The organism is Butyrivibrio sp., assembly GCF_017635265.1.
GTDB lineage: Bacteria > Bacillota > Clostridia > Lachnospirales > Lachnospiraceae > Butyrivibrio.
The window spans coordinates 1-3485 of the sequence record NZ_JAGBLU010000090.1 but is presented as its reverse complement, the minus strand read 5'-3'; the positions used below and the strand labels follow the sequence as shown (position 1 = coordinate 3485).

The window sequence follows — 3485 nt, the reverse complement described above, 5'->3', positions numbered from 1 at the left end:
CACTTCCCTAATGACATTGAGGAGAAGAGGGTTATCTCTTTTACCAAGATTGGTGAAAATGAGAGCATTCAGATTTACCTTAACTGTGAGGAGAATGCGGTGGAGATCGAGGTTAGCGGGTTTGAGGGCGTTGTTTACTCGCGCAAGTGGAGCGATGGGAAGCTGGAGCCCAACGGGGTGCTGATACTAAAAAAATAAGGTGATTCCTACTGTATTTTAGTGGCTTTTTATTCGGTACCGTAATGATTTTTTCTTGTTTTGTATAGTCCTACTGTAGAAGTATGCTTTTTGCATATGTACAGTAGGATTTTTCTATTTCAACTCTATACTTGTCATTTTTGGGGCTTGAAGAGAGTACTTTTCTACTGTGTTTGAAGGGAATCACATTCCATACCGTAGCAGGCTAGGAACATATTCGCTCTCCGCTACTGTATCTACATGTTTTTTGTTTGTGCACAGTAGAGTCCCTTGATATAACAATTTCTAATTACGGTATCTATACGATTTTCGCTTGTATACATGTGCAAAATGTCTCATGTCCGGAAGAAGAGTCAAAGTGAACCGTCCCTAGTGACTCAAAATGAGTCAAAGTGAACCGTCCCCAGTGACTCAAAATGAGTCAATGTGAAACGTCCCCGGTGACTCACTGTGATACAATGTTAAAAAGAAAATTGGAGAGCGTTGGAATGGCTAGAGCAGAAGAGCTGATAAAAAAATACAATCTTGAAAGACACCCGGAAGGAGGTTGGTTTTCCGAGGTTTACACGGCGCCATTTGAGCAGGAAGAGCGCGCCCTGATGGGTAGCATATATTTTCTGCTTGCCGGGGAGGATATATCTCATTTTCATCAGATAGACTGCGATGAAATATGGTATCATCACGAGGGATGTGCGCTCAAGATCACAATGATACTTGATGGGAAGTGCTCTGAGCTGGTTATTGGGGCAGGAGATGGGCAGAATGCCATGGCAGTCATACCAAAAGGCGCCATATTTGCGGCTGAGAACCTGGACAAGAACAGCTATTGCTTTATGTCCTGCGCGACAACTCCAAAGTTTTCTTACGACGGGTTCAGACTTGTTGGGGCAAAAGAGATAACGAAGATATGCCCGGCTGAGTATGAAAAGATACTGCATTTGGCATTTGCAGAAGAAGATATAGAATCAAATCAGAACCGGACTTAAAAAGGGGGTATTTATGGCAACTTACGCTGTTTCAGATATCCATGGATGTTACGACGAACTGATGGAGCTTGTGAAGCTCATCAAGTTTTCTGATGAAGATACGCTATATGTGCTTGGAGATTGCGTTGATCGTGGCCCTAAGCCGGTGGAGGTTCTCTCTTGGATGATGAATAAGCCAAATGTCATCCCCATCGCAGGGAACCACGAGAATATGATGCTTAAAGTTCTTTTACCCGGGTTAAAAGAGGTAAATTCTGAGGAAGCAGTGGAAAAGACACTTACCATGGACTTCATCACGGACACAAACCTTTGGTTTCTGAGTGAAAATGGTGGTAAGATAACTTCTGACGCATTCAGGCGGCTTTCGGCGTATGACCGGGAAGCTCTTATGGAGTATGTTCAGGAGTTCTCTCTTTATGAGGTGGTCACGATAAACGGGCAGAGGTTCGTGCTTGTTCACACTATAGGCAAGAATATCCACAGTCTTGAAGACCTTGAGAATTCTGAGATGTCGTCGATTGAGGAATTTCTGTTTGACAGGCCCGATTTCGAGGAAGATTGGGATAAGGGCGATGATATATTCATTATAGGCCATACTCCGACCTGGTTTCTTGGAAAGAAGGACAATCGCGTTTTCAGGAACGGAAATCTTTTAGACATTGATTGTGGCTGCGTTATGGGAGGGAATCTCGTGGCGATATGCCTGGAGACAATGGAAGAGTATTACGTAGAGGGGCACTGACAGATGGTTCTGGTTCAGCAGATGATCGTTTTATTCATAATGATGGGGATCGGGTTTTTTTGTGGGAAAAAGAGCTTTCTCACCGACAGTGGCTGTAAGACTCTCTCGTGGATTGTGGTAAATATCGCAACTCCGGCCTTGATCCTGTCGGCGGGAATGAATGAGGAAAGTACCATCAGGGGAAGTTCCCTGTTATTTGGATTTCTGGTTACGTTGGCAGTATATGCTTTTTTGATCGTGATATCTTTTGTTATTCTGCCCATTCTAAGGGTGCAGAACGATGACAAAAGTATATACCGTGTCATGACGATCTTTTCTAACGTAGGGTTTATGGGTCTTCCCATCTTACAGGCTGCGTACGGCCCGGAAGCGGTGCTGTACGGGGCACTTTTTCAGTTCCCCTACAATTTTCTCATGTACACATACGGAATAGCAGCAATTAAGGGTGATAATCCGCTTAAAGGCGGAAATCCGCTCAAAAAGATTTTGAACATTGGCGTTATTTCCTGCATCATTTCGATCACTATATACGTTTCCGGTATTCATATGCCGTCTTTTATCGCTTCATCTGCCAAGCACCTCAGCAGTATCGCAGCGCCTCTTAGCATGATGGTAATCGGCCAGTCTATGACTTCCATAAAAGTCAGGGAGCTGTTCGGTGACGTGAAGCTCCTGGTATTTTCACTGATAAAGCTGATAGCAGTGCCGATCCTTGGAGTTCTGCTCCTTGGCTTATTCATCGATGACAAGCTGATATTGCAGGTGTGCTATGTTATGCTGGCAACTCCGATCGGCTCCATGACTGCAATGGTTGCGCAGCAATATGGGGGTAATTATGCCCTGGCTTCTAAAGGAGTGGCATTATCTACGCTTTTGTCAGTAGCTACCATTCCGCTGATATCTCTTTTGCTCCAATTATGATAAGTAAGGGCCTCGTCAGAGCATTCTCTGAAGGTCGTTTCTGATGCTTGTTACCTGATTTATTGCATTTTCGCACTCGCGCTTTGCCTTGCCAATCTGGGACTGAACAATGACATCCATTAAAAATCCATCGCAGAAGAGATCTCCGAATGTAAGGAATCCGTTGATGTGTACTGATGAATAGCCGTTTACGTCCTGAAGCTCTCTTGAGAATTTTTCGAGAGCATGTTTTGCCTGGTTGATCTCATGTTCAGCATCGCTCATTTTGCTGTGTTTAATAAGTCCGCTGATAAATCCTCCGCCGAGAGTATCGAATAATCCCCATCCGCTGGCGCTTGAGAGGCTCCTTTTAGCTCTTTCAAGATGATCAAGTGCAACGTCTGCTGCAGCAATGGCTTCCTGTATTTCTCTTGTTCTCATATCAAACATGGTATTTCCTCCGTATAAATCAAACAAAATAGTGTTTTAGATAATACGATGATAAGACAGAGGGACGCATAGTTACATGTCTGATGCAGCGTAAAAGCTAAGGCTAATTCTCTTTTTTGGAAAAAGATTAATTCTGTATTGGAGTGTACAATAGCTTTTTATCCAAATTAGCACTCTCGGTTGACGAGTGCTAATTGTGGTGTTATAGT

The 3485-nt window shown here is 43.7% G+C and carries 5 protein-coding genes; 4 read left to right on the top strand and 1 reads right to left on the bottom strand.

The features are described from left to right. The 4 genes from J6O61_RS10250 to J6O61_RS10235 all read left to right on the top strand — a co-directional run. On the top strand, window positions 1-198 hold a 198-nt coding region (locus tag J6O61_RS10250), incomplete at its 5' end, for a hypothetical protein (RefSeq protein ID WP_292212697.1). A gap of 488 nt (window positions 199-686) precedes the next feature. Continuing rightward, complete coding sequence (locus J6O61_RS10245) at window positions 687-1184, top strand: cupin domain-containing protein (protein WP_051192262.1); 498 nt, start codon at window positions 687-689, stop codon at window positions 1182-1184. Between the two features lie 13 nt (window positions 1185-1197). Continuing rightward, window positions 1198-1926 carry a metallophosphoesterase gene (locus J6O61_RS10240; protein ID WP_292212692.1) on the top strand — a complete coding sequence of 243 codons (729 nt, stop codon included), beginning with the start codon at window positions 1198-1200 and terminating at the stop codon, window positions 1924-1926. A 3-nt stretch (window positions 1927-1929) separates the two neighbouring features. Continuing rightward, entirely contained in the window at window positions 1930-2847 is a 918-nt protein-coding gene (locus J6O61_RS10235; RefSeq protein ID WP_292212689.1) for an AEC family transporter, read from the top strand. 15 nt (window positions 2848-2862) lie between these two features. Here the strand turns inward: J6O61_RS10235 and J6O61_RS10230 are convergent, their stop codons facing one another. Then, window positions 2863-3276, bottom strand: a complete 414-nt coding sequence (locus J6O61_RS10230) for a hypothetical protein (protein WP_292212687.1) — start codon at window positions 3274-3276, stop codon at window positions 2863-2865. Window positions 3277-3485: the final 209 nt, after the last annotated feature.

Excerpts from the sequence above, each read along its gene's own strand:
- J6O61_RS10245 (WP_051192262.1), top strand. The coding sequence starts at position 687 with ATGGCTAGAGCAGAAGAGCTGATAAAAAAATACAATCTTGAAAGACAC.
- J6O61_RS10240 (WP_292212692.1), top strand. The coding sequence starts at position 1,198 with ATGGCAACTTACGCTGTTTCAGATATCCATGGATGTTACGACGAACTG.
- J6O61_RS10235 (WP_292212689.1), top strand. The coding sequence starts at position 1,930 with ATGGTTCTGGTTCAGCAGATGATCGTTTTATTCATAATGATGGGGATC.
- J6O61_RS10230 (WP_292212687.1), bottom strand. The coding sequence starts at position 3,276 with ATGTTTGATATGAGAACAAGAGAAATACAGGAAGCCATTGCTGCAGCA.